The 26,837-nt window shown below is 72.6% G+C and carries 19 protein-coding genes and 1 tRNA gene; 11 read left to right on the top strand and 9 right to left on the bottom strand.

Going from position 1 to position 26,837, the window contains the following annotated elements; all coding sequences use genetic code 11:
- Position 1 precedes the first annotated feature (1 nt).
- From ACZ56L_RS23675 to ACZ56L_RS23650, 6 genes are all read right to left on the bottom strand, one after another.
- Positions 2–1,288: a type III PLP-dependent enzyme domain-containing protein gene (locus ACZ56L_RS23675; RefSeq protein ID WP_471066095.1), complete on the bottom strand. Its 1,287-nt coding sequence runs from the start codon at positions 1,286–1,288 to the stop codon at positions 2–4.
- Positions 1,281–2,816 carry a class I adenylate-forming enzyme family protein gene (locus tag ACZ56L_RS23670; RefSeq protein ID WP_471066093.1) on the bottom strand — a complete coding sequence of 512 codons (1,536 nt, stop codon included), beginning with the start codon at positions 2,814–2,816 and terminating at the stop codon, positions 1,281–1,283. Before ACZ56L_RS23670 ends, ACZ56L_RS23675 begins: the two co-directional genes overlap by 8 nt.
- Positions 2,813–3,991, bottom strand: coding sequence for a hypothetical protein (locus ACZ56L_RS23665; protein WP_468690076.1), 1,179 nt, complete (start codon positions 3,989–3,991; stop codon positions 2,813–2,815). The genes ACZ56L_RS23670 and ACZ56L_RS23665 overlap by 4 nt, the downstream gene beginning before the upstream one ends.
- Positions 3,988–5,418 (bottom strand): TrpB-like pyridoxal phosphate-dependent enzyme, encoded by a 1,431-nt coding sequence (locus ACZ56L_RS23660; protein WP_401760429.1) that lies wholly within the window; start codon positions 5,416–5,418, stop codon positions 3,988–3,990. Before ACZ56L_RS23660 ends, ACZ56L_RS23665 begins: the two co-directional genes overlap by 4 nt.
- Positions 5,415–5,696 (bottom strand): acyl carrier protein, encoded by a 282-nt coding sequence (locus ACZ56L_RS23655; protein ID WP_401760426.1) that lies wholly within the window; start codon positions 5,694–5,696, stop codon positions 5,415–5,417. Before ACZ56L_RS23655 ends, ACZ56L_RS23660 begins: the two co-directional genes overlap by 4 nt.
- Positions 5,697–5,930: 234 nt before the next feature.
- A complete protein-coding gene (locus ACZ56L_RS23650) occupies positions 5,931–6,722 on the bottom strand; it encodes an alpha/beta fold hydrolase (RefSeq protein WP_471066090.1) in 792 nt (263 codons plus the stop codon).
- Positions 6,723–7,131: 409 nt separating this feature from the next.
- Here ACZ56L_RS23650 and ACZ56L_RS23645 point away from each other — a divergent pair, with 409 nt between their 5' ends.
- Positions 7,132–8,436 (top strand): ATP-grasp domain-containing protein, encoded by a 1,305-nt coding sequence (locus ACZ56L_RS23645; protein WP_471066088.1) that lies wholly within the window; start codon positions 7,132–7,134, stop codon positions 8,434–8,436.
- A 278-nt stretch (positions 8,437–8,714) separates the two neighbouring features.
- Complete coding sequence (locus ACZ56L_RS23640; RefSeq protein ID WP_471066086.1) at positions 8,715–9,914, top strand: MFS transporter; 1,200 nt, start codon at positions 8,715–8,717, stop codon at positions 9,912–9,914.
- Between the two features lie 209 nt (positions 9,915–10,123).
- On the opposite strand, the gene ACZ56L_RS23635 is transcribed toward ACZ56L_RS23640, so the two are convergent.
- Positions 10,124–10,197 (bottom strand) — tRNA-Ala (locus ACZ56L_RS23635).
- A gap of 634 nt (positions 10,198–10,831) precedes the next feature.
- Between ACZ56L_RS23635 and ACZ56L_RS23630 the strand changes: the two genes are divergently transcribed.
- The 6 genes from ACZ56L_RS23630 (at position 10,832) to ACZ56L_RS23605 (ending at position 19,101) form a co-directional block, all read left to right on the top strand.
- Positions 10,832–11,719, top strand: a complete 888-nt coding sequence (locus tag ACZ56L_RS23630) for an MBL fold metallo-hydrolase (protein WP_471066084.1) — start codon at positions 10,832–10,834, stop codon at positions 11,717–11,719.
- A 666-nt stretch (positions 11,720–12,385) separates the two neighbouring features.
- A complete protein-coding gene (locus ACZ56L_RS23625; protein ID WP_471066082.1) occupies positions 12,386–14,425 on the top strand; it encodes an ATP-binding cassette domain-containing protein in 2,040 nt (679 codons plus the stop codon).
- 68 nt (positions 14,426–14,493) lie between these two features.
- Entirely contained in the window at positions 14,494–15,957 is a 1,464-nt protein-coding gene (locus tag ACZ56L_RS23620; protein WP_471066080.1) for an NUDIX domain-containing protein, read from the top strand.
- Between the two features lie 377 nt (positions 15,958–16,334).
- Positions 16,335–17,657 (top strand): methyltransferase domain-containing protein, encoded by a 1,323-nt coding sequence (locus ACZ56L_RS23615; RefSeq protein ID WP_471066078.1) that lies wholly within the window; start codon positions 16,335–16,337, stop codon positions 17,655–17,657.
- Positions 17,654–18,493 (top strand): class I SAM-dependent methyltransferase, encoded by an 840-nt coding sequence (locus ACZ56L_RS23610; protein WP_471066076.1) that lies wholly within the window; start codon positions 17,654–17,656, stop codon positions 18,491–18,493. The genes ACZ56L_RS23615 and ACZ56L_RS23610 overlap by 4 nt, the downstream gene beginning before the upstream one ends.
- Positions 18,490–19,101 (top strand): NUDIX hydrolase, encoded by a 612-nt coding sequence (locus tag ACZ56L_RS23605; protein ID WP_471066074.1) that lies wholly within the window; start codon positions 18,490–18,492, stop codon positions 19,099–19,101. Before ACZ56L_RS23610 ends, ACZ56L_RS23605 begins: the two co-directional genes overlap by 4 nt.
- A 197-nt stretch (positions 19,102–19,298) precedes the next feature.
- Here the strand turns inward: ACZ56L_RS23605 and ACZ56L_RS23600 are convergent, their stop codons facing one another.
- Complete coding sequence (locus tag ACZ56L_RS23600) at positions 19,299–20,069, bottom strand: response regulator (RefSeq protein WP_345219728.1); 771 nt, start codon at positions 20,067–20,069, stop codon at positions 19,299–19,301.
- A 108-nt stretch (positions 20,070–20,177) separates the two neighbouring features.
- Here ACZ56L_RS23600 and ACZ56L_RS23595 point away from each other — a divergent pair, with 108 nt between their 5' ends.
- The 3 genes from ACZ56L_RS23595 to ACZ56L_RS23585 all read left to right on the top strand — a co-directional run bounded on the left by ACZ56L_RS23595 (position 20,178) and on the right by ACZ56L_RS23585 (position 24,383).
- Positions 20,178–21,911, top strand: a complete 1,734-nt coding sequence (locus ACZ56L_RS23595; protein WP_471066072.1) for a sensor histidine kinase — start codon at positions 20,178–20,180, stop codon at positions 21,909–21,911.
- Positions 21,912–21,919: 8 nt separating this feature from the next.
- Positions 21,920–23,116, top strand: coding sequence for a PP2C family protein-serine/threonine phosphatase (locus ACZ56L_RS23590; protein WP_471066307.1), 1,197 nt, complete (start codon positions 21,920–21,922; stop codon positions 23,114–23,116).
- Between the two features lie 790 nt (positions 23,117–23,906).
- On the top strand, positions 23,907–24,383 hold the full coding sequence (locus ACZ56L_RS23585; protein ID WP_401760400.1) for a GNAT family N-acetyltransferase: 477 nt from the start codon (positions 23,907–23,909) through the stop codon (positions 24,381–24,383).
- Between the two features lie 908 nt (positions 24,384–25,291).
- Here ACZ56L_RS23585 and ACZ56L_RS23580 read toward each other — a convergent pair.
- Positions 25,292–26,794: a phosphatidylinositol-specific phospholipase C domain-containing protein gene (locus ACZ56L_RS23580; RefSeq protein WP_471066069.1), complete on the bottom strand. Its 1,503-nt coding sequence runs from the start codon at positions 26,792–26,794 to the stop codon at positions 25,292–25,294.
- Positions 26,795–26,837: the final 43 nt, after the last annotated feature.

The raw sequence follows: 26,837 nt of genomic DNA, 5'->3' as shown, positions 1-26,837 counted from the left end.
TTCAGTCCTTCCGGGTGAGGGTGAGACGGGTGATGTGCGGTGCGGCGTCGCCGTCGACGGCGATTTCGAGCGGGGCCGGATGGCCGAGGAAGGCGAGCAGGCTGGCGGACAGCCCGTAGGCGCCGACGTTGGGGACGGCGAGCAGGTCGCCGGGGCGCAGCGGAGGCAGTGGTGCTTGGCGTGCCCAGGTGTCGAGCGGGGTGCACAGGGGGCCGGTGACCATGGTGGGCCGCGGTGCGCCGCGTTCTGCCCCGCCGGTGAGGAGGGCCGGGTTGAGCGGGGGCAGGCGGCGCAGGCCCGCCATGCCGCCGAGGTGGTTGATGCCGGACTCCAGGACGGCGATGTCCCGGCCGTGCGACCGCTTCACGTCGAGTACGCGGGTGAGCAGGGTTCCGGCGGTGCCCACCAGGTACCGGCCGGACTCGTACGACGGGCGGGGCGCGCCGTCGCGCCAGCCGGGTGCGGAGGCGTCGAGCAGCTCGGCGAGCCCTTCGCGCAGTCCGGTCAGGTCGGCCGCGTCGCCCTCCTTGGCGAAGGGGGCGCCGAAGCCGCCGCCCAGGTCGAGGGCGGTGTCCAGCCCCGCGGTGTGCGGGGCGAGTACGGCGCGGACCCGGGCCGCCGTGGTGAGCGACTGGCGGAACTGTGCCAGCAGGTCGGGTGCGTGGGTGAGGTTGGTGCCCATGTACAGGTGCAGGCCGGTGACCTCGACGTGGGTACGGTCCCCGAAGTGCTCCGGCTCGTCGGTGATCCACCGCGCGTCGGCGCCGAACTGGGAGGCGACCCCGGTCATGGCGAGGCCCTGTCCGGCGGCGGGGCGGTCGTCGTTGACCCGCAGCAGCGTCCGTACTCGCACCCCGGCCCGGCCGGCGAGCCGGTCGAGCTGGTCGAGACCGGTCGGGGAGTCGGTGCAGAACTCGCGCACCCCTGTCTCCAAAGCCCGGTCGATGTCCTGGTCGCGCTTTCCGGGCCCGGTGTAGAGGACCTGCCCGGCGTCCCATCCCGCGGCGAGCGCCGCGTCCAGCTCGCCGGGGGAGCACACCTCGGGCAGGGTCCCGGCCTCCCTGAGGGTGCGCAGCACGCCGGGGTGGGAGTTGGCCTTGAGGGAGTAGTAGAGGTCGGCCGGGTCGGGGAGGGCCGCGCGCAGCCGGGCGGCGTTGTCCCGGACGCGTGCCAGGTCGTACACGTAGGCGGGTGTTTCGGCGCCCGTGTCCAGTGCGGCGGAGACCGCCGCCGGCAGGGCGGCGGGGAGGGCCGGGGCGTCGGGCCGAGCGCTGATCGTCTCAGACAAGGCTGGCCACCTCCCGGGCGAGGGCCTTGCGGTCGACCTTGCCGTTGCGGGTCAGGGGCAGGGCGGGCAGCGGCACGCAGTGGCCGGGCACCTTGAACTCCTCGATCTCCTCGCGCATGGCGTCCAGGACGTCCGCGGGCCCGCGGTCGGAGACCACCACCAGGATCGCGGGCACGCCTTCGGCCGGAGGCAGGACGGCGGCCTGTTCGACGCCCTCCACGCGCCGGGCGGCGGCCTCCAGCTCGGTGGCGCTGACCCGGAATCCGCGCTCCTTGTAGATGTCGTCGCGACGGCCCGCGAAGTGGACGAAGCCGTGTTCGTCGAGCCACCCGTGGTCGCCGGTTCGCAGTTCGGGGAAGAGCCCGTCGCGGCGCGGGAACCGCTGGGCGGTCAGCTCGGGACGGCGCCAGTAGCCCGCCATGACGTGCGGTCCCCGTACCACCAGCTCGCCGGTCTCGCCCGCGGGCAGTCGCCGTCCGTCCGGGTCGGCTGCGTAGATCTCGGTTCCGGGCAGGGCCCGGCCGCAGCTCCCGGGGTGCTCCATGTCCGCGTCCGGCGGGTTGATGGCGGCGCGTTTGCACTCCGTGAGCCCGAACATGAGCTGCACGCGCAGCCCCGGGACGGCGGCCCGGAGCACGGCGAGCGGCTGCGGGGGCATCGCGGCACCGGTGTTGGTGAGCAGCCGCAGCCGCAGGCCGTGGCCGGGAGAGCGGCGCACCAGCTTGGCCAGGGTCTCGGCGACGGCGGGCACGGAGGCCAGGACGGTGGCGTCCGCGGCCTCGATGTTGCGCAGCAGGGTGGCCCCGGCTTCGGCGGGCAGCCCCAGCCGTACCGTCGCCCCGCTCAGAGCGCCGAGGAAGAGCTGGTAGAGGCCGTAGTCGAAGGAGAGGGGAAGCGGACTGTAGACCACGTCGTCGGGGCGGTAGCGCAGTTCGCCCTGGATGGCGCGGACGGCGAACAGCGCCTGCTGGTGGGTGCTCACCACGGCTTTCGGAGCCGCTGTGGTGCCGGAGGTATAGATCAGGCACACCGGGTCGACCGGGAGCGGGGCGTCCGGGCCGGTCTCGTCGGTGGCCGGTTCCGGCAGGTCCGGGGCCGGGTCCGAACCGCGGGGGGCATCGGAGAGGGCCGGGTCCGAACCGCGGGGGACGTCGGAGAGGGGGGCGGCGGTGATGCCGCGTTCGGCGGCCAGACGCCGGGCCTCCTCGTCGTCGGCGAGCAGCAGGACGGGTTCGGCGTCGTCCAGGACGTGGGCCAGGGCCCGCCCGCGGGTCTGTTCGTGCAGCAGCGCGAAGGGCGCCCCGATCCGGGAGGCGGCGTAGACCACGACGGCGACCTCGACGACCGAGGGAGCCACCACTACGACGCGTTCTCCGCGACGGACGCCGAGGTGGCGCAGCCAGCGGGCGGCCGCCCGGCTGGCGACGGCGAGTTCGCCGTGGGTGAGGCGGTCCTGCGTGGTGGTGACGGCGGGCGTGTCCGGCGTGCGGTGCGCCGCGGTGTCGATGAGGTCGTGCAGCAGGATCACGGCGTCTCCCGGTGGGCGCGGGCGGTGATGCGGCACAGGCCGCTGAGGTCGTGGAGGTTCTCCGGGACGAGATCGTCGGCGTCGAACTCGATGGCCAGCCGTCCCTCGATCCGCTCGACGATGTCGATCATGCGGAAGGAGCTGAAGCCCGGCACCTCGGTCAGCGCACGGCCCGCGAGCAGCTCGGCGGCCGGGACGCGGAGCACGGCGGCGGCCTCTTCGGCGACGGCCGTGCGCAGCGTGTCGGTGTCCGGGGGGCCGGTTTCCGCCGTCCCGGTTCCGCGGGGCGTCTCCCCGGCCGGGGCCGGTGCGGCGAACACCCGGGCGTCGGCGTACAGGAGTTCGGCGAGCCGTTCCAGCGGACCGGTGGGTTCCGGTCGGCCGCGCTGGACGCGGCGGTGGGCGAGGAAGGTCTGTTCCGTCAGTTTTCCCCAGGCCGTCAGGTGCTCTTCGACCGCGGCCCCGGGGCCGGTGGCGGCGGCCCGGTGCGCGGCGTGCAGACGGCGGGCCCGGGCCAGCAGCCAGGTTTCCAGGGTGAGTTGGGCGAGGGCCTCCGCACGGTCGGGGTGCTCGCGGTAGGCGCGCACGTACGGCTCGACGGCCGCCGCGGTGGCCGGTGCGACCTCGGTGGCGGCCCGCGGGACCCCGGTGTGCGTCGTGCGGTAGACGCGCGCGCCGTCGGGCAGCGCCGCGGCGAGCTCCTCCTCGGTGAGGGTCCAGGCCCCGGGCCGGGCCGGGCCGTGTGGGGTGTCGTTGTGGTAGCCGTCGCGCACCACGGCCCGCCCGGAGTCGTCCCTGGCGAGCAGGAAGCTGTGGTCCATGTGGGTGTGGCCGTGGTAGGGCACCCAGGGCAGGTGGTAGGCGTCGGCGATCACGTACACGGTGTCGGGGCCGGTCGGCGGGATCGCGGCGCGGGGCGGGAGGACGTGTCGTTCCGTGAGGGACAGACCGAGCGCACCGGCGGTACGCTCCACGTGCGTGTCGGTGTCGGCCTCGACCGTCGGCAGCCGCCCGGAGCCGGTGCGGGGCGCGAACTCCAGACGCGCGCCGAGGACGAGTGGCGACACGCCGTGCTCGGCACGGGCCAGCCAGGCCAGGTTGGTCTGGAGGCAGTCCATGAGTTCGGCGTGCAGATCCGCCGGTGGGGCGGTCCGCGCGACGACGGGGGCGGTCATCGCGCCTCCTCGAGGTCCGCGGCCCTGCCCGCCGCTCGTCCGGCCGTCCCGGCGGTCGGGACCGCGGGCCGGCCGGGTGCCGCGGCGGTGTTCACCGGTGCGTCGATGCGGGCGAGGCCCCCGACGGCTTCGGTGATCGCCGCCGGGTCCGGTGCGCGGTCGGTCAGTTCGCCTTCGAGGAACTGCTGGTAGGCGCCGAGGTCCAGGTAGCCGTGGCCGCTCACGCAGACCAGGACTCCGGTGCGGGCGCGGGGGGCGTCGCCGTCCGCGTCGCCGTCGCCCGCCGCGCGGGCGGCGGCGGCCAGGGCGTGCCCGGACTCCGGTGCGGGCAGGGTCATCTCCGTCGTGGTGAAGGCCCGGCCCGCGGCGAGGGCGGCGACCTGGTCGACGGCGGTGGCGGAGACCTGTCCCGCGTGCCGCAGGGCGGAGATGAGTTTGGCGGCGCCGTGGTAGCGCAGGCCCGCCGAGTGGGAGTCGGGGATGGCGTACTCGCTGCCGATGGTGTACATGGCCTCCAGCGGGGACGACCCGGTGGCGTCCGTGCGGTCGTAGGCATACACGCCGCGGGTGAGCTTCGGGGTCGTGCTGGACTCCGCCGCGATCAGGGCCGGGGGTGCGGTGCCTTCGGCGGCGGCCCGGGCGTGGAAGGGCAGGGCGATGCCGCCGAAGTTGGAGCCCGCCCCGACGCAGCCGACCACGGCGTCGACCTCGCCCCCCTGTTCGGCGAGCTGGTCGATGGCCTCCAAACCGATCACGGACTGGTGCAGGATGCTGTACGTCTCACCGCTGCCGATGCAGAACGCCGCTCCGTCCGTGCGGGCGGCGTACTCCACGGCCTCGCCGATCGCGAGCGCGAGGCTGTTGCCCGCCGACCGGCCGGAGCGGGCGACCTCGGTGAGGGTGCTGGGGCTGGAGATGACGCGCGCGCCGAGCATCCGCATCAGCACGCCCCGGTACGGCTTGCGTTCCAGGCTGCCGCCGACCATGAAGACGGTGCACCGGATGCCGAAGCGGGCGCAGGCGGCGGCCAGCGCGGTGCCCCACTGGCCGGCCCCGGTGCCGGTGACCAGCTCCCGCACGCCCGCCCGGTGGTAGTAATAGGCCTGGGCGAGCGCGGTGTTGAGCTTGTGGCTGCCGGAGATGTTGCCGCCTTCGTACTTCACCCAGATCGGCACCCGGGCGCCCACCTCCTTCTCGAAGGCGCGGGCTCGCCACAGCGGTGTGGGGCGGAAGCGCCGGTAGGCGTCCGCGACCTCTTCGGGAATGTCCCAGTACTCGCGTGACTGCACGCTCTGGCGGACGAGTTCCATCGGCAGGTTCGCCTGCACACTGCCGTTGCGGCCGGCGGAGTGCGGGGTGCGGTCGGGCGGCAGCGGCTGTCCGAGGTGCGGAAGGACGCTGCGCCACTGGCGGGGGACATCGGTCATGCGGCGGCCTCGCTGCTCTGCTCGACGATCGCGGTGATGTCGGCGACGGTGGTGAAGGACTTGCCGACGAACAACTCGTCGGCGAGGGCCACGCCGGTCTCCTCCTCGACCTGGACCAGCAGGCTGATGAGGGTGAGGGAGTTGATCCGGAGACGTTCGCCGTTGAGGGGTTCGTCGTTGGTCAGGGCGCGCGGGTCGGCGGGCGGTTCGGAGGCCGCGGCGATCACCTTCTTGACGACGCTCGTGAGGTGGTGCGGCGTGTTCTGTGCGTGCTGCATGCCATTCCTTCGACGGAGTGGGAGAGGGACGCGCCGGGCATCCGGGGACGCCGTGCGCGTGTCCGGGCACGGGAGGTCGCTGCCGGAGGGCAGCCGTGCGGGGCCCGTTCGGGGGCAGCAGGGCGCCCCGCCGGAACGGGAGGGAAGGGGGAGACGGAGGAGGGGGGCGGTCGCGCCGACCGCGGGCCGGGGCCGCGTGGTGGCGTCGTACGTGCGCCCGGGGAGCGGGAGGGGTCAGCGGACGGGAGCCGCGTCGGCTCTGCACCGTTCCGCGCCAGACGTACGGCACCGTGACCGGTCGCTGTCGAGCGAGGTGGTGAACTCCTGGATGCGCGAGGAGAGTTGCCGCAGGTGCGGGGCGCGCAGGACGCCGAAGTGGTCGGTGTCCAGACAGTGGAAGGAAACGTCCGCGAGGTGCGGTGACCACCGTCGGGCCTGCTGCGGGTCGTCACTGCCCGTACAGGTGATCAGCAGAGTGCGGCCGGGATGCCGTCCCTCCGCGCGGTGGCGGGTACGGGCTTCGAGGTGGGCGTCGACGGTGCGCTCCGTCCGGGCGAGAGCGTCCGCGTCCATGTGGACCGCGGCCTCGCTCAGCACCCGGCGGCGGACGGCGGCGTAGGCCCCGGGGCCTTCAGGGGCCGGTGCCGGGCTGCTGTCGACGAGCACCAGGTCCGGCGTGCGCCCGCCGGGCAGCCGTCGCGCCGTCTCGAAGGCGAGCAGTCCGCCGAGCGACCAGCCGACGAACAGGTCGGGGCGGGCGGGGAGGGCGGTCACCGCCTCGGCGTAACGATCGGCCATGTCCGATATGCGGGTGTCGGGTTCCTCGCCCTCTTCCAGGCCGAGCGCCCGTATGCCGTGCACGGGGCCGTGGCGGGAGAGGTGGGCGACGAGGCCCAGATAGGGAAGGAGGCCGCCCCCCAGGGGCGGGAAGAGGACGGCGCTGACGCCGCCGGCCCGCTTCCCCAGCGGTGACAACAGCGGCCTTCCTAAGTCGGCCACCGTTTCGGACTTCGCGCTGCGACTCACAGATTCCTCCGGCTCGGAAGCGCGGTCGGGACCGGTCGGTCTCGACCCGATGGTGCGGGACACCGAAATGCTGCGGAGCCCTTCGGGCGAGGTGCGGCCCATCGGACACTCCGGACGTGCGCAAGCTCCGTTAACTAGTGCCGCGTGCGTCACACCTCAATCAGGAATGTGACCTACCTCTCCTTTTTTGGCGGGGCGAGAACACCTGCTTTCTCCATGGGCTCCCGCATAAGCCCATGTCACGCGCCCCGTCCCGCTCCCGGCGTCCCCGCCCGGCCGTCGGCGGACGCTTCGGGGCTCCGGCCGGCCGGGCATGAATCCCACCCAGCGGGAACACCTAATCCCGTCCCGTGCCACCCCGCATCCGTTCGGATCGACCCCCGCCGCCGTGCGGCGAGGAAGGGCTGCCATGTCTCACCTCCTCTTCGTGGAGACCACCGGCCTGGGTGTTCAAGCACTCGCCCATGCGAAGCGAAGCGGTCACACCGTGACCTACCTGCACTGCCCCCTCTACGACTTCACCGCCTCCCCCGCCCAGCGCCGGGAGGCGATCCAACTCGCCGACCACTCCGCCGCGTTCACCGATCCCCTGGACGGGGACTCGGTGCACGGAGCGCTGCTCGCCTCGGGCGCGGACCCCAAGAGCGTCGACGCGGTGCTCTCCACGCTGAGTTACGGAGCGCAGGCCGCCGCCGACCTCGCCGCCCGCATCGGCGCGCGCGGCACCTCACCGGCCGGCACCCTCGCGGCCCGGGACAAGGGCGAATGCCGCCGCGTCCTGCGCGAACGCGGGGTGCCCAGCGTCGGCTTCCACGTGGTCACCGACGCCGCCGGGGCGTTGGAAGCCGCGGAGGCGATCGGCTACCCGGTGATCGTGAAGCCCGTCCTCGGCATCGGGAAGGCCGTGACCTCCATCGCCCCCGACCCGGCCGCCGTACGTGCCCACTTCGCCGTCGCGACGGCGGAGCGCGACGGACTCACCGAGGGCATGGCCCGGCAGCTCGACGAGCGGTACCTGGTCGAGGAACTGGTCTCCGGGGACCTGTACTCCGTGGAGGTCGCCGCGTCCGGGGGACGTCTGGTCCCCCTCGTGTGCGCGAGCCGGAAAGTGAGCCGGGAGAACCCGGTGCTGGAACTGGGGTGCACCGTTCCCTCCGGGCTCACGGCCCCCGACGAGGCCGCGCTCGGCCGCTACGCCGTCGACGTGTGCCGCGCGCTCGGGCTCGACCTGGGCGTCTTCCACGTAGAGGTGATGCACACCCCGTCCGGCTTCCGGCTCATCGAAGTCAACCCGCGGCTGACGGGCGGCTCCCTGCCCGACACCATCAGCAGTGTCGCCGGGGTGGACGTCTTCGCCCTGCTGGTCGACCTGTTCCTCGGCGGGCCGCTGCCCGACGCCCCGCTGCCGCTGCGGGGTTCGGCCTCGCACTCCTTCCTCGCCGCCCCGCGGAAGTCCACCGTGCCCTCCCCTCTTCCCGACGACTGGTTCGCCCCCTTCCTCGCCCGGCTCCATTCCGGCCACGTGCGGGTGGGGGCCGGGGACGTGGTGCCGCCCATGCGCACCAACTTCGACTCCTTCGGCATGCTGCGCGCCCTGGCCCCCACGCCCGCCGAGGCCGAGGCCGCGTGCTCGGCGGTCAAGGCCGACATCGAGGACCTCTTCGGCTTCCCGCTGCTGGCAGAGCGGACGCGCACCCCGGCTGCGGTCGCGTGAGGCGCCGTCACGGCCGACGGACCGCCGCCGACACGAGCGGCGACAGCGCGTCCGCACACCGTGGCCGAAACCCACCGAACGGAGAGGGCACGGCCGACCGCCGCGAGCGCGCCGACGACGCGACGTCCGGCACTCCGCGGGCACCGGATCCGACCACCGCGGCGAAGAAGCCGAATCCGGTCGGCGCCGCGCACGCACCCGACCAGGCGGACGGCCCGACGGCGCCCGCACCGCGGGACTCCCCGGGAGAGTCGCGGCGGCGACGACTGTCACTCACCGTGTACCTCACCTCGGCGACGCTCGTACGCTCGGCGAGCGGCGGTGCTCCCGTCGCGTTCGTCGCGCTGACGCTGGCCCGGCCCGGTCACGGCGGGGCCGCGCTCGGCGGCGTCCTGGCAGCCCTGCTCACGCTGCCGAACATCGCCGGGCCCTGGCTGGCGCGCTGGCTGGAGGGGGCCCGCGACCCCCGGCTGCGGCTGGCGGCCGCGTTCACCCTCTTCGGGCTGATGCTCGCCGGCGCCGGGCTGGCACTGGACCATGTGCCCATCGTCGTGGTGGGTTCGCTCGTCGTCATCGGCGGACTCTGCGAGCCGCTGATGACGGGAGGGCTCAGCAGTCGGCTCGCGCTGATCGTCGGGGAGGACACTCGCGCCCAGCGCCGGGCCGAAGGGTGGGATTCGGCGACCTACGGGAGCAGCAACATCCTGGGGCCGGCCGCGGTCGCCGCCCTCACCGCCCTGGCGGGGCCCTTGACCGCGGTCGTCGCGCTGGGCGCGGCCGGCGTGGCGGCCGGTCTGCTGATGCTCGCCCTGCCGAAGGAACACCGGACCTCGGCCGCGAGGCAGCGCTCGATGCCCGTACGGGACGCGCTCAAGGTGATCGTCCGGCGGGGCCCGCTGCGGCGCGTCATGATCGCCACGATGATCACCTCGGTCAGCACCGGCGGCGTGATGGTGATCGCGGTGGTCCTCGGCAACGACCTCCAGGGTTCGGCGGGCGCGGGCGCCGCCCTCGGCGCCGCCTACGGCGTCGGCAACCTCTGCGGGGCACTCCTGACCGGCGCGTTCCCGCTCACCGGGGAACCCGAGCGCTGGGTGCTGCGACTGATCGCCGCGAACGCCGTGGCCGTCGGCCTCTGCGCGCTGGCGCCCGGTTACGTCCTCGCCCTGGTGACCTTCGCCCTGGCGGGAGCGACGAGCGCGATCCTGTTCACCGCGTCCCTGGCCGTGCGGTCGGTGTACTCCCCGCCCAACGCCCGGGCGCAGGTGTTCGTCACGATGGCCGGGCTGAAGATGGCCGCCGGTTCGGCCGGGACGGCGCTGGCGGGCACGCTGGTCGGCGTCGGCCCGCGCCTCGCCCTCTGCCTCAACGCGATCGTGGTCGCCGCGGCCGTCTCCATCGCCGTGACCGACCTCCGGCTGACGCGCCGTCGGTCGTCCAAGGCGGATTCCGAGGACGCTCCGTCGCCGACGGCATGACGAGACCGGACAGCGGCAGGCAGCCCGCGGCAGGCGTCCCGGACGCCTGCCGCGGGCCCGCCTGGCGGGCGCTGGGCTTCATGCCGCCGGTTCTGCCGGGGCATCCCTGCGCGATCCCCCGGCTCCACGTTCCATGGCGTTGTCCCAGGCGTGCGGGCCTCCCCCTCCTGAGGGAAAGGCGCATCCTGCCGGCACGGGTCGGGATGGGACGGGGCCGGCCGGATTCGAACCGGCGTCCTCCCACATGCGGTGAAGGCGCGACAGCCACTGCGCTACGAGCCCCGTCCCGCCCGTGATCATACGATCGAACCGCGCCCGGCGCTCTGGAATTCGTCCGGGAGGACTGGCCACTCAGCACAACGCCATCGCACCACCTGGGCCGGCACCCCCCGCCTGAGCCAGGACCCCCCGAAGTGGACGAAGCGACTGGCCCCCGCCCACCGGCTCCTCGACGCTTCGACCCGCGCGGGCGGGCCGTCGCCCCTGACGGGCCGCACGATGCGGAAGGCGGCTGCCGGCAGGCGCAACCCGACGTGGCCACGCACACGATCGCGGCCCGTGCCTCCCGTCGCCGCGCCGACGCCGACCACCACCCCACGACGGCCAACCCCATGGCCGCGGCGGCGCCGACCCGCTGGAACGACAGCGGGCCCGCTCACCCCCTCGGACGAGGAACTCGATCCAGTGCCGCTGCCGCCAAGCGTCGCTCCGGACTTCCTCCCCCCACGGGTCCGCGACGAAGCGCTTCCCTGCCACGAGCGGCCGAAGAGCACCAAGAACCGGGTCTGTGCGGAACCGCAGATGGGCTCGGTGGCACAAGTACAAGATCCGCACCCCCTTCCACTTCTCACGGGCCCAGGGGTACCCCTGGAGGAGAGCGGCCGGACGGCGGGCGCACCGCGAAAGGGGAGTGGACCATGGACGAGCCACGGTTCGAGGACGGCTGGCGAGTGGACGAGCGCTGCATGAACTGCGACGTCTCCCGGCAGCTCGCCCCCGGCCTGATCGGCGAGGAGAACGGCCGCGCGGTCGTCCTGCGCCAACCGCACGGCCGGACCGAGGCCCGGCAGATCCATGCCGCCGCGCACGCCTGCCCCACCCGTTCGATCCGCCCCCCGGCCGGACGGCTGGAGCCGGGGCTGGACCCCTTCCCGCTGGCCCTGGACGACACCGTGCACCTGTGCGGACACAACTCCCCGCACACCGCGGGGGCCAACTCCTACCTGCTGCGCCGCGCCGACGGCACGTCGATGATGGTGGACACACCACGCTGGAGCCCCGCGCTGGCCACCCGCTACGAGGCACTGGGCCCCCTCACCGACGTCCTGCTCACCCACCGCGACCACGCCGCGCACGGCCGCCGCTACGCCGACCGGTTCGGCGCCCGGCTGTGGATCCACGAGGGCGACCTCGACGCCGCCCCGGACGCCGACCGGGTACTGCGCGGCACCGACCCGACGGAGATCGCCGAAGGGGTGACCGCCCACCCCCTCCCCGGGCACACGCGGGGCAGCGTCCTCTACCTCGCGGACGAGCGGTACTGCTTCAGCGGCGACAGTTTCTACTGGTCGCGCACGACAGCCGACATCGAGGTGGCCGAGAACGTCACCTGGTACTCCATCGAAGAACTCGCCGCCTCCCTCGGCAGGACCGCCCACCGGCTGCGCTTCGAGTGGCTGCTGCCGGGTCACGGCGACCGTCGGCGCCTCCCCGGCGACGACATGGCCCGACGGCTGCGGCAACTGACCGTACGCACCCGGGAACTGCGGCCGCGCCCTGTCGACTTCACCGCGACGCGCTGGTGACCCCACTGGCGCGCGCCGCGGGTCGCTCCCTGTCTTCTGCGCGTGGCCGGACGCGGTGCGCGGTGCGCCAGGCGCGAGCGCGCTCGGCCCGCTGACGCGGGGACGGGCGGCGGCCACGGCCCGGTCGAGGTCGTCGGTCCGTGACTCGTACTCCCGGGCCAGCGGCCCGGTGGGCGTCACCCGCCGGCCCGCGGTCTGTGTTCCGGGCCGTTCGGCCTCGGGCCGGAACGTCTCGAACCGCAGAGGGGTGGCGGCGTCCGCACGGGCCGGGGCCGTGTCGAGGATCGCCTGGGCGCCCGGGCGGGGCCGGTCCAGTGGTGCGTGGTCGCCACGCGTTGCTCCCTTCCCGTCGCCATCGAAGTACGTGGGGCCCAGGCGGAGGGACGCAAGTGCAACGGAAGTACGGGGAGCCGGGGCCAGGTGTGCGGGTCTCCTGCTGACCGCGTACGGCCTGACCGCGCACGGCTTCGACGACCGAACAGCGGAGTTTCGGCCAACTCGCCCGTGCTCGTGCGCTCTTGCGCACCAAGGGTCGGTGCACTGCGCACCTTCGAACAACCGCGGAATCCCGGTGTGCGAAAGCCGTCCGAAAGAACACGTGCTCGAAATCGCGGCTGCGTCGTTGAGCACGCTGACGGCACTGCCGCACCTCCGGGAGGAAACACATTGACGCAAGTCGAACCAGAAAGCGACGAGGGCGCGCGCCCGCCGAAGGCCGCCGCGTCGGCCACCAGCGGCATCTCGGACGCCGAGCGGGAGCTGTACGGCGGCCGGCTGCGCTACGACCAGTCCTACGTCCGGCACGAGGGGCCGCTGACCCGGCTGGGGTTCGGGCACATGGCGGCGGCGCTGCCCCGGATGGTGGGCATGGTGCTGCGTACCGGTTGGGAGGCGGACCGGCGGGCGCTCGCCGGGGTCGTGGTGGCGCAGCTCGGGCAGGGGGTGGCGGCGGGCTGGGGACTCGTGGCGGTCAACAGCGTCCTCACCGAGTTGTTCGCCGACGGTCCGACCGGGGACAAGCTGCGCGAGGCACTGCCGTCGCTGGCGGTGCTCGCGGTCGCGGCGGCGGCCACGGCGGTGCTGTCGGCGTGGTCGACGGCGATGTCGGGCCGACTGGAGCCGCAGGTGGAGCGGGCGGTCTCCGCCCGGTACTACACCGCCGTCACCCGCGTAGAGGTGGCAGCGACCGAACGGCCGGAGGTCCAGAGGGTTCTGGAGGCGGGAAAGTTCGGCACGGACTCCGCCCGCAGCATGCTCAGGCTGTCGGTCGGCGTGGGCACCGTGGTGATCGGCATGGCGGCGGCCGCCCTCGTGCTGGCGTCGCTGCACTGGGCACTCCTGCCGATGCTGCTGGCCATCGCCCTGCCCAAGGGGTGGGGCGCGGTCCGCTCCGCACGCCGTGAGTACCTCTCCCGTCTCAACTGGATCGACCACCGCCGTGCGATCGCCTCCCTGCTGGCGTACCTGACCCGCCCGCACGCCGCCGGGGAGATCCGCGTGCACGCCGCCGGCACGAAGCTGCTCTCCGGCTACGAGGAGATGTCGAGGCAGACGGAGGCGGAGCAGCGACGCCTGGCCCGGGCGCAGGCCTCCACGGACCTGGTGGCCGGCGGCTTCGCCGGGCTCGCGTCGCTGGCCTGCTACGGGGTGCTGTGGTGGCTGCTCGCGTCCGGTGGTCTGCCGCTCGCCGTCGGCGGGACCGCGGTGATCGCCATCCGCACCTCGACGGCGCGGCTCACGTCGCTGGTGCAGCAGGTCAACCGGCTGTACGAGGAGCTGCTGTTCCTCACCGACACCGAGGACGCCATCAAGATCGCCGGGGAGAACGCCATCCCGTCCTCCGGCGCTCCGCTGCCCGCGCCGGTGCGGGAGGTGCGGGCGGAGGCGGTGTCGTTCACCTACCCGGGCGCGGACTCCCCGTCCCTGAGCGGTGTCAGCGTACGGGTGCCGCGCGGGAAGGTGACGGCCCTGGTCGGGGCGAACGGCTCGGGGAAGACCACGCTCACGAAGGTGCTGGCCGGGCTGCTGCTGCCCGCCGGGGGACAGGTCTGGTGGGTGGGCGAGTCAGGTGAGCGGGTCGAGCTCCGGGAGGCGGACCGCGCCCAGGTGTTCGCCGCGGTCGGGGTGCTGGCGCAGGACTTCCCGCGCTGGGAGATGACGGCGGCCGCGAACGTGGCCATCGGCGCCGGCGACCGGCCCCGGGACACGGACCGCGTCCGCCGGTCCGCCGAGGAGGCGGGTGTGCTCGGCCTGATCGAAGGCCTGCCGCACGGCTGGGACTCGATCGTCTTCAAGGGCTACGAGCGAGGCGTCCAGCTCTCGGGCGGGCAGTGGCAGAAGCTGGGAGACGCTCGGACAAGGTACCGGCAGGCGCCGTTCCTGCTGGTCGACGAGCCGACATCGGCCCTGGACCCGCACGCGGAGATCGCCTCGTTCCAGGGGCTGTGGTCCCTGGCCGAGCAGGGGCACGCGGTCGTCCTCGTCACCCACCGGCTCGCCGCGACCATGCACGCCGACCACATCTACGTCCTCGACCAGGGGCGCGTCGTCGAGGACGGCACACACGAGGACCTGATGGGCCGCGAAGGCGGCCTGTACCAGGGGATGTTCACCGCCCAGGCCGCCCAGTACGGCCTCGCGCCGACGACCGACATGCTTCCCGGTCCCCGCGGTGCCCAGCCGTCCGACCACGAGGCGGCGGGCTGACCTTCAGCAGCGCCACTTCCACCAGCCCGGCCCCACACCCGGCCCACGTCGAAGGCGAGACGACACCCGTGCCCCTCAGCTCCTCCTCGATCCGCAAGACCGTCCAGACGTACCTCGGCCGCCACCCGGGCGAGCGTGACTCCCTGGCCGGGCTGCTCGCCGCGCTGGACCGGCCCGTCGACGTGACCGCCCGCACGACGCTGCCCGGGCACGTCACGTGCAGCGCCGTCGTCGTCGACCGCCACGGCCGGGTCCTGCAGGTCCGGCGCCGGGCCACCGGTCTCATGCTCACCCCCGGCGGCCACATCGAGCCCGAGGACCGCACGCTGCTCGCCGCGGCGCTGCGTGAGGTGGCGGAGGAGGCCGGGATCCGGCCCGGGTCCCTGTGCCTGAGCCGGCAGATGCTCGGCTCCCCGGTCGACATCGACGTCCACGACATCGACGCCGACCCCTCGAAGGCCGAACCGGCCCACCAGCACTACGACTTCCGCTACGTGTTCTGTCTCGTCGGCGAGGAGCCGCCGGCGATCACCTCGCAGGACGAGGAGGTGTCCGGCGCCCGGTGGGTTCCGTTGGCGGAGGTCGCCTCGCCGACGCTGCGCGAGAAGCTTCTCCGGGCACGGCTGGACGGGCGGCCGGAGCCGGTGAACGCCTCCGCGCTCATCCACGACGGCCGGGGCCGGTACCTGCTCCCTCTGCGCGACCACAAGCCCGGCATCTGGCAGCCGGGGGCGTTCGACCTCCTCGGTGGCGGCCGCAGCCACGAGGACCGGAGCCTTGAGGACACGTTGCTGCGGGAGCTGTCCGAGGAGGTCCCCGACCTCCGGCTGGAGGACCTGGAGCCGTACACCGTGGAGACGGCCACCGGCGTCGACGGCCTCAGCGTCCCGATCCAGGTGTTCACGGGCCGGTGGCGCGGAAACCCCGACCGGCTCCGGCTGCACGAGGGCGTGCTGCTGAGGTGGTTCACCCCCGACGTACTGGACCGGCTCCGCCTGAGCCCCGGCACACGCGACCTCATTCGGCGGCATGCGGCGAGGAACTCCCCGCACAACGAGCAGGGCACGGTTCCCGCCGTGTGGGGCGGGGGCAGCCGGGCGGTGCTGCAAGGCATCGGAGTCCACCTCCACCTCGAAGACGCCGAAGGCCGGGTGCTTCTCGGGCTGCGTCACCCCGACTCGCAGTACGCGGGCGACACCTGGCACTACCTGGCCGGCCGGTGCGAGCAGGAATCCGCCCTCGGCTGCCTGGTCCGCGAGGCGGAGGAGGAGGCCGGCCTCGTCATCGACCCCGTGGACGCGGAACTGGCGCACGTCGTCCACGTGGTCGACAGCCCAGGCGCGCTGCCGTTGGTGCAGCTCGTGTTCCGCGCCCGCCGTTGGAAGGGGGAGCCGGAGGTCCTCGAGCCCGACAAGTGCCTGGCCTGGAAGTGGTGGCCGCGGGATGAGCTGCCGGACCGGATCGTCCCCTACACCCGAACGGCCATCGCCGCGATCGCCGAAGGCCGCCCCTACTCCCAGATGGGGTGGTGAACACGGTGGGCACACCCGCCGGGAGCCAGCCCGAGCAGCATGCGCCGCCCGTCCGCAGGCCGGCACCGTCGGGGGTGGCAGGGTGAGCGCCCAGTCCGACGTCATGGTCGCAGCCGGGATCCTGGCGCTGCTGTACCGGATCACGTCAACCGTGGTCAGCGAAGGTCCGAAGGGACCTTCCTGCTGCTCGTCCCCTCGTGGTCCTCGCCCGCTCCCCCGCGCGCGCTGCGGCACGTGCCGGACCGGCCGCCGGCCGCGCCCGGCACGGACAGCGATCCCGTGCCGCCGCTCGTCCTGCGGACGGCCCACGCGGCCGCGCCCACGCCCGCCCGTACGGAAGACGCCCGTCACGACCGCTCGCCCGGAGGAGATTCCACGTGAACACAGTGCCGAACACGGCGGCGGTGCCGCCCGCCGTGCCTGCCCCGTCCGAGCCCTTCGAGCGCGACGGGCGCAGTGCCCCCGGCCCGTCCGTCGCGTCCTTCCTGCTGCCGCAGCCCGCTGGTGACACGGCCGGGGCCGCGGCCGCCCGGGCGGCGATGGTCGCCCGGCTTGAAGAGAGCGGAGAGCTGCGTCCCGGGCCGGTGCGCGAGGCCCTGCTCGCGCTGCCCCGCCAGATTCTGATGCCCCAGGCGTACGTGCGGCGCAGCGCCCCGGACGAGACCCCGCCGCACTGGGATCTGCTGGACTGGACGCGCCCGGCCGACCGAGAGGAACTGCTGGAGCGGCTGCACAGCGGGGACAGCGTCGCGATCCAGCACGACGGCGAGCCGGTCCTCGGCCGCGCCGCCGGGCCGCGCCGCGGCGGCGCCATGACCGCGATGTCGAGCACCATGGGCATGACCGCCGACCTGCTCCAGCTCCTGGACCTGCGGCCCGGGCAGCGCGTACTGGACGTCGGGACCGGCGCCGGGGTGACCGCGGCGGTGGCCTGTTTCGTCTGCGGCGACGCGGGCGTCGTCACGCTCGACATCGACCCGCACGTCACCGCGGCCGCCCGTGAGCGACTGTCCGCGCTCGGCCACCAGCCGACCGCGGTGACCGGGGAGGGCACCGCAGGCCGGCCCGACGCGGGCCCGTACGACCGGATCTTCGTCTCCTTCGCCGTCCGCCGCGTGCCACCAGCCCTGGTCGAGCAGCTCGCGCCGGGCGGGCGCGCGCTGATGACGCTCGGCACGTCGTCGCCGTCGTGGCCGGGCCTGGCCGTGGTCGACAAACGACCGGACGGGACCGTGGAGGCGGAGCTGCGCGCGGTCGGGTCCGGACACCGCGCCGGCGCCGGCTTCGACCGGCTGTTCCTGTCCGCCTCCTTCCGCGACACCCTCACCACGGCCGCCGGGCCGACGCGGCGCGCCCGCCTCGCGCCGCCGGCGGACACGGCACGCGGCATGTGGCTCGCCCTGGACGCCCTGCACGCAGGGCTGGTACGCCACTTCGGCGCCGAACACCTGACGATCGGCGCGCCCGAGTGCGGGTCGTGGATGCGCGTACGAGCCGCCGGTGACCGCAGCTGGGACGTGACGACCCGCGGCCCCCGGGACATCTGGGCGGAGGTCCAGGACGCCGCCGCCCGCTGGCGGGCGGCCGGTGAACCGGCCGCCTACCGGATCCACCTCGACACCGACGACGTCCAGCGGGTCACCGGCCCGCACGACGCCCTGACCTGGCAACTCCCCCACGCCCCCGGAGATTCACGATGACCCGCCCCGACCAGCCGGTCTCGGCCGACGCCCTGTTCGGGTCTGGGGCTGCGGACTACGCCCGCTACCGGCCCGGCCTGCCCGACGCCGCAGTCCACCTCCTGGCCGCCACCCAGCACGGCGTACCCGGCCCCGTCCTGCTGGACCTCGGCACCGGAACCGGCCAGGTGCCCCGCGCGCTGCTGCCCGTCCTGCGCCGACTGGTTCACGTCGACCTGGTCGACGTGAACCGGCACATGCTCGAGACGGCCCTCACCGCCCTCGAACCGGTCCGCGGGTCCTGCTCAATGAGCACCTTCACCGGCGAAGCGCACTCCTTCACACCCACCGCGCCCGGCCGAGCACCCACCTTGATCACCAGTTGCCGGTCCTTCCACTGGATGTCCCGCCCCGAGGTCCTGGCCATGGCCGATCGGGCAGCCGCGCCGAACGCCATCGTGGCGGTCATGGGGGACGGCAGCCTGTGGACACACGGATCGGACTGGACCGCGGCCCTCCGGGGACTGATCCAGACCTACCTCGGAGAGGAGCGCCGCGCGGGCACCCGCGGTACGTACGCCGGCCCGGACCGTTCCTACGAGGACGACCTCGCCGACTCGGCCTTCAGCGACGTGACCGAGCGGAGCTTCCCCGTCACCCGCTCCTGGTTCCCCGAGGACGTCGTCGGCCATCTGCGCACCACCAGCTTCGCCCGCCCCGCCCTCTTCGCCGACCGGCACCACGAGTTCGAAGCTGAGGCGCTCGGCCTCCTCCGCCGCCATGCGCGGGGCGGGGTCCTGACGGAGGACGCGGTGTTCACGGTGCTGCTCGCCCGCCGCCCCGGGGGTGCCGCGTGACCGGTGGCCGGCGGCACACCGAGCCGCTCGACGTCCACCTGATCGCCGTTCGCGACGGTGCGGCCGGGCCCGAGGTGCTGCTGTCGCGACGGGCCGGCGACGTGTACGCGGCGGGATGCTGGCACCTGGTCAGCGGGCACCTGGACGGACCGTGGGAAGACGTGGTCACGGCCTTGGTACGCGAGACGCGGGAAGAGGCCGGCGTCGTGGTCGACCCGGCCGACGTCCGCGCGGCCGTCACCGTGCACCACCGCTCCCCCGCCGGCGGCGCCCGCCTCGGGGTGTTCTTCGAGGTGAAGCGCTGGCAGGGCACCCCGGAAGTCATGGAACACCGGGTCTGCGACGCCATGGACTGGTTCCCGTTCGACAGCCTGCCGGAGCCGATGGTCGCGTACTGCCGGGCCGGACTGGACGCCTACCGGGCCGGCGCACGGTTGGCCGTGCACTTCCAGGAGCCCGGCGATCCGGTCGCCTACGACCCGGACGCCGACCGGACGGTCCTGGTCCCCGGCCCCGGCCCCGGCAGCCGAGAAGACGTCCCAGGGGAAGTGCGTGCCTTCGCCGAGCAGGCGGTGGACCGGATCACCGACTGTACGGACGCGTCCTGAGCTCGTGAGGAGAGCCGTGGCTGGAGGGCGAGCGGTGCCGAGGACGCCACCTGGCTGCCCGGCGAGCGCTCTGAGCGGCGGGCCGGCGCGCTGGGACAGTGCTTCCTGGAGGTCTTGAGGCAGCGGACCAGTCCCCGCCGTGCCGACCGTCCTACGCCATGGGGTCGTTCTGTCGGACTGTCTCCCGCCGGGCGGTCTCAGGGGCGGGCCCGGGTGGCGGTGTCCAGGTAGAAGGCGTCGATGCTCTGCACGGCCTGTTCGAACTCGGCCAGGTTGACCGGCTTGGTCACGTACGCGTTGGCGTGGCTGCTGTAGGCGTCGGTGACGTCGTCCGGGGCGGTGGAGGTGGTCAGGACGACCACGGGGATGGATTGGAGCTCGGCGTCCGCCTTGAGGATCTTGAGCAGCTCGCGGCCGTTCATCCGGGGCATGTTGAGGTCCAGGACGATGAGGTCGGGGCGCGGAGCGCCGTCGGCCCGCAGGTGTTCCAGTGCGGCCACGCCGTCGGTGACCTGGACCAGGTTGCGGGCGCCCCGCTCGGACAGGGCCTCCTCGATGAGCATGGCGTCGGCGATGTCGTCCTCGACGAGCAGGACTTCGTACGGGCGGGCGAGTGTGGCGGTCATCGGTTGCTCCGTGGGTTTCGGTGTCGAGTGGTCGTAGAGCCCGGGCCAGCGACGCCGGGCGCCCTGCCGGGTGAGGCCGCATGCGGCTCCGATTTGCGGGTACCCGGCTCCCGCACGGGCGGCGGTCGCGGCGGCTTCCCGCTGGAGGAGTTCGGTGGCCCGCTGGAAGTGCTCCAGAACCCGGAGCACGGCCAGCGCCTGGTCGGGCTGCTCCGCCTCCCGCGACGCGGGGTGGGGGCTTGCGTCCCGTACGAGATGGTGCGCGAGGTCCTTCAGGGCCGACTCCGCGAGGTCGCTGACCTGCGGGTCCGCGGTCCATGGTGAGGAATTCTTGCCTGGCACGCCGGTCACCCTACGGGGCCGGGACCCACTGTGACAACAAGTGTTGTCACGTTTTAGGATGCGCTCGCCGCACCACGACGGACGGCCCTTCACTCAAGGAGTCCGCAGATGAGCGGCGACCAACAGCAGGACGCGGTGCGCCGCCACCGCCCCGGCAGGCTTTCCACGTGGACCACGCGGCGTTGGCTTCACGTGGGAGCGGGACTTTCCCTGATGCTCCTGGCCGTGCTGGGCGTCGCGGGCAGCTGGATCCTGGCGCGCACCGAATCGATCAGCACCGACCTCGCGGACGTACGGTCGCCCGCCCTGACCAGTGCGATACGGCTGGAGACCGCCGTCCTCAACCAGGAGACGGGCACCCGCGGGTACGAACTCACCGGCAGGCCGGAATTCCTGGCTCCGTACCGGCAGGGACTCCAGGAGGAACGGAAGCACCGCTCCGAGCTCGCCCGGCTGTTGAGCGGCGACGACGTCCGCATGAGCGATCTGCGGAGCGTGCAGCAGGCGGTGGGCACGTGGCAGGAGCGTTACGCCGGGCCGGTCACCGCCGTTGCCCCCGGTACCGCCGCCGACCCGGCCGCCGAGCGGACGACACGGGGCAAGAAACTCTTCGACGCCGCCCGTTCGACGATGCGGGAACAGCAGGACCTGCTGCGCGCGGACCGCGACACCGCCCGGCAGGACCTGCGGGAGGTGATACGGCTGCGCAACTGGGTGTTCACCGCCATCGCCCTGGTCATCGTCGTCCTCACGGCCTGCGTCTTCGAAGGCATGAGGCGCGGCATCAACCGCCCCCTGGAACGCCTCGGCCGCGACGCCCGTACCATCGCCGCAGGCGACTTCGGGCACCCCATCACCCCCACCGGCCCCGCCGATCTGCGCAGGCTCAGCGCGGAGATCGACTCCATGCGCCGACGGCTCGTCCAGGAACTGGCCTTCAGCGAAGAGGCCAGGCTGCGCCTGGACGCGCAGGCCGCCAACCTCCAGCGGTCCAACGCCGAACTGGAGCAGTTCGCCTACGTGGCCTCGCACGACCTCCAGGAACCCCTGCGCAAGGTTTCCAGCTTCACCCAGCTCCTCCAGCGGCGCTACGGGGGCCAACTCGACTCCCGGGCCGACCAGTACATCGACTTCGCGGTCGACGGAGCCAACCGCATGCAGGTACTCATCAACGACCTGCTCGACTTCTCCCGCGTCGGGCGCGTCCACCACTCGTACGAGCGGGTGGAGCTGGACGGCGTACTCGACCGCACGCTCTCCGCTCTGAGCATCGCCATCGAGGAGGCCGACGCCACCATCACCCGCGATCCGCTGCCGGGCCTCGTCGCCGATCCCACGCAGATGGGCATGCTCTGGCAGAACCTCATCGCCAACGCCGTGAAGTTCCGCCGCCCGGACGTGGCGCCGCGCGTGCACGTCACGGCGGTCCGGGAGGGCGCGCTGTGGCGGTTCACCGTCACCGACAACGGCATCGGCATCGCGCCCGAGTACGCCGACAAGGTGTTCGTCATTTTCCAGCGGCTGCACACCAAGGACGCCTACAGCGGCAGCGGCATCGGCCTCGCCATGTGCAAGAAGATCGTCGAGTTCCACGGCGGCACGATCCACGTCGACACGGAGTACCGCGACGGGGCCCGGATCAGCTTCACGCTGCCGCCCGAGCAACCGGAGAGCACCGCGCCGGCCGACTCCGGGCAGCAGGACACCGCCCCGGCCGCGGCGCCCGCCGCGTCGCCGGTCGCCCCGGCCGCCGTCCCGGCCTCCGCTTCCGCGGCTCCGGACGTCCAAGGCGCGGCGCGGCGGACGGTCACCGTGTCCGCGAAGCCGGAGGTCTCACCGTGACCCAGGCCATGCCCACGGTCTCCGTCATCCCTTCCACGCCGCCGTCCTACCGGATCCTCCTCGTCGAGGACGACGAGGGCGACGCCCTCCTCGTCGAGGAGTTGCTCCTCGACACCGGGCTGCCCTTCACGCTGACCGTGTGCACGAGCCTCGCCCAGGTCCGTACGCAGCTCCTCGCGACCGGGGCCGCCTTCGACTGCATCCTTCTCGACCTGCACCTGCCCGACGTGTCGGGCACCGACGCGGTCACGGCCGTGCGCGCGCTCGCCCCGCACGTCGCCGTGATCGTGCTGACCGGGCTCGCCGAGGCCCAGGCCGGGCCCGAAGCCATGACCGCCGGCGCGCAGGACTACCTCGTCAAGGGAAAGGTCGACGGCGATCTCCTGCACCGCACTCTGCGCTACGCCGTCTACCGCAGCCAGACCGAGCGCATGAACGCCGACGCCCAGGCCGCCCGGCTCAGGGCGGAGGAGAACGCACGGCTGGAACGCGGTCTGCTGCCCCGCCCGCTCCTCGACCTCTCCACCGTGAAGATCACTACCCGTTACCTGCCCGGCGTCGCGATGGCGCTGCTCGGCGGTGACTTCCTCGACGTCGTCGAGGGCGACGACGGCCTGCTGCACGCCGTCGTCGGCGACGTCAGCGGACACGGGCCCGAGGCCGCGGCGCTCGGCGTCTGCCTGCGCATCGCCTGGCGCTCCCTCGTGCTCGGCGGACACCGCGACAACGACCTGCTGCACCTGATGGAACGCATCCTGGTCGCCGAACGCGACGACCCGCAGCTCTTCGCCACCTGCTCCCTGCTGACCTTGGACCAGGCCGCCGGCACCGCGACCCTCCACCTCGCCGGGCACCACAGCCCGCTGCTCTCCGCCCCGGGCGCCACCAGCGAGGTGACGGCCGCTCACGGAATCGCCCTCGGCATCATGCCCGGCCTGCGCAACTGGCCCCGTACGGTCGTCCCGTTGCCGCCTCAGGGCGCACTGACCCTCTACACCGACGGTCTGACCGAGGGCCACAACGGGGCCACCGGCGAACGCCTCGGCATCGAGGGGCTGCTCACCCTGATCGACAACCTGCCCGCCACGGACCCGGCTCTCCACGTCGACCAGCTCATCGAGAGGACCAATTCCTTGAACGCGGGCCGCCACTCCGACGACCTGGCCGTCCTGCGCCTCGACTGGACCTCCGGCAGCGACCGCTGAATCGGGCCTCGGAGACTGGGAGAACAATCAGAGAGCCGGGTGTCAGGAGGACCGGACGCGCACCGCCCGAGGCTGAGGGATGCACGCCTTGCGTGGCCGCCTACGGGCGGCCGAAGCGGGCGACCCGCGTCGCGGGTGTCACTCGGTCTCGCACCGGCAGGGTGTGCGGACGCCATGCATAACGGGAGCACCTCAGACTTGCAGGAGACGGAACACCCTGTTGGCGCTCATGGGTTCGCTTCCGGACCCTGACACCGCCACATCCCGCGCAGTCGACGCGGACGGAGCGGACGGATTCGCCCAGTGCCAGGGGCGCGGATTCACGGAATCCTGATCGTCGACGCCGAGCGGCCTCCCCGTGCTGCCGCTGCCCGTCGTGCAGCGGAGGGCGACCAGGGGCTGTGCCGCAGAAGCCGGCGGCGACCAACCGCGATTCGCACTTCACGCCTGCGGCAGCCTGCCGCCATCCAAACAGATGCACGACTGCGGAGCTTGCGGCGGCCGTGGGAAAAGAAGGCCGAGCCGACCAAGTCCACCCGGCCAGAGTCCGCCGGGGTTTCCGGAACCGCCATGGAAAGGCCCCTTCACCGGCGCGTGCGCCGAAACCCACCACTCCCGGTCCCACCCGCCCGGTTCCAAGAGCTGCCGCTCGGCGCCACTCCACGACGTGGGACGCGTCCTGGCCACCGACGAGGCTCATACTCGCCCCACTCACCATATGAAGGGCACCAAGCCCCGCCGAACGCAATAGACGAGCAGCCCGGCACATCGTGCTGCCACGATGGACCCCATGGATTTCGAGAACCCCGACAGACTGGTGATACGCCACGCGGATGCCTCGGACTGGCTCGGATTGGCCGGCATCGACGCCGTCGCGGCGTCGGGCGACGATGCGCGGCGCGCGAGTATCCGACGCTGGTGCGAACAAGGCTCGGTCCTCCTGGCCGAGGACGCATCCGGCCCCTTGGGCTACAGCGTCCTGGAGTACACCTTCTTCGAGCAGGGCTTCATCACCATGGTGATGGTCGCGCCCACCGCCCGCCGACGAGGCGTGGGCGCACGTCTCCTCAAAGCCACCGAAGCCGCGTGCACCAGCCCGAAACTGTTCACCTCGACCAACGTCTCCAACCACCCCATGCAACTGCTGCTGCAGCGCGTCGGCTACAGCCCCGTCGGCCTCCTCCACGGCTTGGACGAAGGCGACCCCGAACTCTTCTACCTCTGCTCAAATGCCCAACCACCCGGCCCGGCCAAAACCGAAGATTGAACGAAAAGTTCGGCGGTCGTCTTTCATCCTGGAGACTGGCCACAGCTCAGGTCTGTCAGTGGGGGCCGTTACTTTCGCCTTCATGACGACACATTCCAAGCCGCTGACGGTGCTGTTGGCCGACCCCGTGGGCGGAAGCCCGGGTCTTAGCCTGCCACCGGGTTCACTGGTGACCGAGACCAATGATGGCCCTTGGCCTGAGCCGTTGCTCTGGAGGGCCGACGAGGTCGCATCGGCCGGTACGTGGGCAAAGTACCTGTTGGCTCGGGAAGCGGCGGGCGTGAGGGAGTCCGGCTTGCCCCGTCTGGGCCGCCTGCCGGTGCGTCGAAGCGCGGCTGAAGGCCGTGGTCACGTACAACCGTGAACTCGCCCTCGGTGGCTTTCTGCTCTCCGAGGAGCTGCCTCTGCGGCACATGCCCTCGCCGGGGGTGGACCGCGTCCTTGTCGCGTCGCGTGGCAAAGGCGATGCGCGAGGCGGCCTCCAGTGCGGTCATCGAGGACCACCCCGTCCCCGAGCTCCGCGGGCCGGAGGAGCAGGTGCTCGGCGAAGTGGTCACCGTCGCTCGCTGCGGTCGGCGGCTTCACCGTCCTGAGCACTCTGTCCTCATCGGCGTCGGATGGCGCCCCGAACCGTCCCTGCTGCGCTTGCCGGGGCCGGGCGGTGGCAGTTGGCGGCGCGTGCTCCGGCTGAAGGCGGCAGTCGTGGCCCCGATCCCGCTCCTCGCCTTCAGGCCGACCCTGGCGCGCGCCCTGCCGTACCTCGCGGTGGCACAGGCGGCGCTGATCACACCGACGGTGGCCGTGCCCGCGGGGGGGGGGGTGGTATTTCAGTGCGGCTCAGGTGGACGCGAACAGGCCGCCCCTCCGGGAAGGAAGGGCGGCCTGGAAGCGGAGAGTGTGCTGCGGGATTACTTGCTCGGGCAGGTCTCCTGGGTCACCTTGCCGCCCGACTTGTCGGCGGTGGCCGGGTCCATCGACAGGCACAGGCCCGTCCAGTTGTTGACGAACTTGTAGGCCTGTTGTTCACCGTTCGAGGTGGTGACCTTGACCGGGACGATGTTCCACATCTGGCTGCCGGAGAACCAGCGGGTCTCGCAGTCCCACCAGAACATCTGGGTGCCGGAGCCGGGCGGGGTGCCGTTGTTGTAGGGCACGGTCAGGCACTTGCCGTTGCTCGCCTTGATCCAGAAGTGGCCCTTGTCGTCGAACGAGGAGGGCTTCTCGGCCCCCCACTGGTGGCTGCTGGGCGGGCTCGACTGGCACTCGCGCTGGGTGACCGAACCGCCGGACTTGGAGTCGTCGAACTCGGGTCCCCGCACCATGCAACGGCCGTACAGCGTGTTCACGTAGGTCTTGTCGCCCTTGACCTGCCAGACCATTCGGTTGCCGCTGCTGCGCGCATCGCCCTTGTTGTGGTCGATGATCGCGTTCACCAGGCCCCAGCCGGGAAAGTCCATCATGATGATGCCGACGCGGCCCTGTGTCTTATTGAGGTACTTCATCAGGTGGTAGTTCACACCCGGGACCTCCTCGGTAGTCCCGTTGTCCCAGACCTTCGTGTAACCGCCGGCGTAGTGGCGCGGCGACCCCCCGGCGGGGACCTTGTTCGCGGACGTGTACGTCACGTACATGTTGGAAGCAGCGGACATGGCCTCGTCGACGTTCTTCTTGACGTAGTTCCACTTCTCCGTGATGTCCGAAGCCTTGTAGTGGTCCTCGTTGCGGTCGTTGAAGCCCGCGAGCCCGTAGTTCGAGTTCTCGACGCTGTCGAAGCTGCCCAGGACCAGCTTGCCGCGGACCTCCCCGAGCTTGGGGATCGTCGCCGGGCGGCTGCCCGTGATGGAGGGCGCCCAGAACAGGTTGGCGTATTTCTCCTTTTTCGCGTAGGCGGCGAAGATGTCCCTGACGTTCTGCGGGGTCGTCGTGCCCGGAACGTGCTTGCACTCGTGCAGTTGGGCACCCGAGTAGGGGCACTCGGACTTCAGTCGCATCACGACCGTCTCGGTCGGATGCTTCTTGAGGAAGGACTGCGTCTTTTCCAGGACGTCGTCGAAGTTGGCGTTCTGGTAGAACGCGGCGTGGTGGATCGCGAAGTCCTGGCCGTCGTTGACGACGCGGACCCGGATGTCGAGGGCACGGATCCCGCGTTCGTACTGTGCCGCCAGCGTCTGCGCGCTGTCGCCGTAGTCCTCCTGCGTCTGCACGGCCGCCCCGCCGTGGAGGGAGAGCGTGTCATGGGTGCCGGGGATGGACATCGCCGACAGCCTGGTCTCGCTGGCGACGCCCGACATCCACTCGGCCCGGTCCGGCTGCCCGAGGTTGTCGAAGGCGTCCCTGTTGGTCGACCCGGCCGCCCCTGCGGCCGTGGGCGTGAGAAGCGCCGCGCCCAGCGCGAGACTGACCGTTGTCAAACCTGCGAGCATGCGGGACCGTCTGCGCGATCCCGCGCCGACG

This window comes from Streptomyces sp. NPDC039736, assembly GCF_055596485.1.
This window is presented reverse-complemented; position numbering and strand designations above follow the sequence as displayed.

Excerpts from the sequence above, each read along its gene's own strand:
- ACZ56L_RS23645 (WP_471066088.1), top strand. The coding sequence starts at position 7,132 with ATGTCTCACCTCCTCTTCGTGGAGACCACCGGCCTGGGTGTTCAAGCA.
- ACZ56L_RS23590 (WP_471066307.1), top strand. The coding sequence starts at position 21,920 with ATGCCCACGGTCTCCGTCATCCCTTCCACGCCGCCGTCCTACCGGATC.
- ACZ56L_RS23665 (WP_468690076.1), bottom strand. The coding sequence starts at position 3,991 with ATGACCGCCCCCGTCGTCGCGCGGACCGCCCCACCGGCGGATCTGCAC.
- ACZ56L_RS23610 (WP_471066076.1), top strand. The coding sequence starts at position 17,654 with ATGACCCGCCCCGACCAGCCGGTCTCGGCCGACGCCCTGTTCGGGTCT.
- ACZ56L_RS23630 (WP_471066084.1), top strand. The coding sequence starts at position 10,832 with ATGGACGAGCCACGGTTCGAGGACGGCTGGCGAGTGGACGAGCGCTGC.
- ACZ56L_RS23655 (WP_401760426.1), bottom strand. The coding sequence starts at position 5,696 with ATGCAGCACGCACAGAACACGCCGCACCACCTCACGAGCGTCGTCAAG.
- ACZ56L_RS23585 (WP_401760400.1), top strand. The coding sequence starts at position 23,907 with ATGGATTTCGAGAACCCCGACAGACTGGTGATACGCCACGCGGATGCC.
- ACZ56L_RS23660 (WP_401760429.1), bottom strand. The coding sequence starts at position 5,418 with ATGACCGATGTCCCCCGCCAGTGGCGCAGCGTCCTTCCGCACCTCGGA.
- ACZ56L_RS23595 (WP_471066072.1), top strand. The coding sequence starts at position 20,178 with ATGAGCGGCGACCAACAGCAGGACGCGGTGCGCCGCCACCGCCCCGGC.